Source organism: Bartonella sp. AP3QHHD, from assembly GCF_042195765.1.
Classification (GTDB): Bacteria; Pseudomonadota; Alphaproteobacteria; order Rhizobiales; family Rhizobiaceae; genus Bartonella.
Map to the genome: position 1 here is coordinate 1 of NZ_JBHIPC010000039.1, position 1235 is coordinate 1235.

Genomic DNA, 1235 nt, shown 5'->3' on the forward strand with positions numbered 1-1235 from the left:
ATTCACGGTACCACTGAACATGTCACCACTTGCACCACGTATCGCCCACCCCGTTTTGGTACCTAGATCAAAACAAAGAATCGTGTTAATCACCGCTCCTCTCCATACAAAACGTATTTTATAAAATTACTGTTTTCCCAAAGCGGAGGAGAAAGAGATATGAGAAATATGCAAGAAAATTTTGTAGAATTAACTGACATTACAATTAACATGAACAATAAATTGAATAACATTGAAACAGAACTCGCAACATTCAAAAGACAAAGTATATTGAAAAAAGACCTTCCCCAAATGATAAGAAATTCCTTAGAAACTTTGTGGACAGAAAACATAGCAGAAGGTTTAGGACCAAAGATGAAAGTTGAGATCTTTAATCTTAAACCTGAAGATCTATCACCAGAAGGTATTCTCATAGAATTTTCCATCAAAAACCCCACAGACCGACCAATGAAAATGAACTATATACGAATAGATGAAAATAGCCCTTTCGAATTCGTTCAAGCATTCTATCCAACTCCTTATCCATACTCTCAAAGCTCTCCAAGAAGCATTCTTAAAACATCTCCCAAATGTATCGATTTAATAACTCCCGTTACAACAAATCCTGTCATCCAAAACAACGTATTAGAAAGAGGAATTGACCTATTTACAGTGAATGGTGGGTATAGTTTTCAATGGGAATTAAAAATTCGCTCCATAGAAACAGAAAATCATGATAAACTATCCGTTCCGATCTTTATCTTAGAACATACTTCATCATATGACCCACATAAAACACTTGAAGTTCGCTTTTGGCCCAGCTTTTTTCGAAAATTAAGTCATCAACGATGATAATCTTATAAGATTGGGAATTAGGTTTTACTTATCTTCTCACCTATTAAGGTGAGAAGATGAAAGTATTTATTAGTTTGTTCTTTTTCATGAATCATAACCTCCAAAGGTTCCTATAACTCTTCTTTCTTGTACTTTCTTTTTCAACTCTTCAATTGACATATTTAACTTTACAATTAATATATCTTTTTCCTTCAGTTCTGTTTTGAGCTCTTGTTCTCTATTGCGATAGAGCAAAACAAAAAAGAACATAGCGATAACACAAAAGAACATAACCGCATTGGTAGTAAAAAACGTAATAATTGCTACTAAACTCATCTTTCTCTCCTCACTTACCCTTCTTCTTACTCTTCTTATTCTTATGAAGCGGCGCTTTTACTGCTTCATCACGCTGTTTAAGCTCT

General features: G+C 34.2%; 2 protein-coding genes. One reads left to right on the forward strand and one right to left on the reverse strand.

Annotation, left to right across the window (positions count from 1 at the left end; translation table 11 throughout):
* The first annotated feature begins 159 nt into the window (after positions 1–159).
* Positions 160–831 (forward strand): hypothetical protein, encoded by a 672-nt coding sequence (locus tag ACFIL7_RS02055; protein ID WP_375643700.1) that lies wholly within the window; start codon positions 160–162, stop codon positions 829–831.
* Positions 832–918: 87 nt separating this feature from the next.
* On the opposite strand, the gene ACFIL7_RS02060 is transcribed toward ACFIL7_RS02055, so the two are convergent.
* Entirely contained in the window at positions 919–1149 is a 231-nt protein-coding gene (locus tag ACFIL7_RS02060) for a hypothetical protein (protein WP_208434686.1), read from the reverse strand.
* Between the last annotated feature and the right edge of the window lie 86 nt (positions 1150–1235).

What these genes read in the sequence shown, in the direction of transcription:
- ACFIL7_RS02055 (WP_375643700.1), top strand. Translation starts at nt 160, where the DNA reads ATGAGAAATATGCAAGAAAATTTTGTAGAATTAACTGACATTACAATT.
- ACFIL7_RS02060 (WP_208434686.1), bottom strand. Translation starts at nt 1,149, where the DNA reads ATGAGTTTAGTAGCAATTATTACGTTTTTTACTACCAATGCGGTTATG.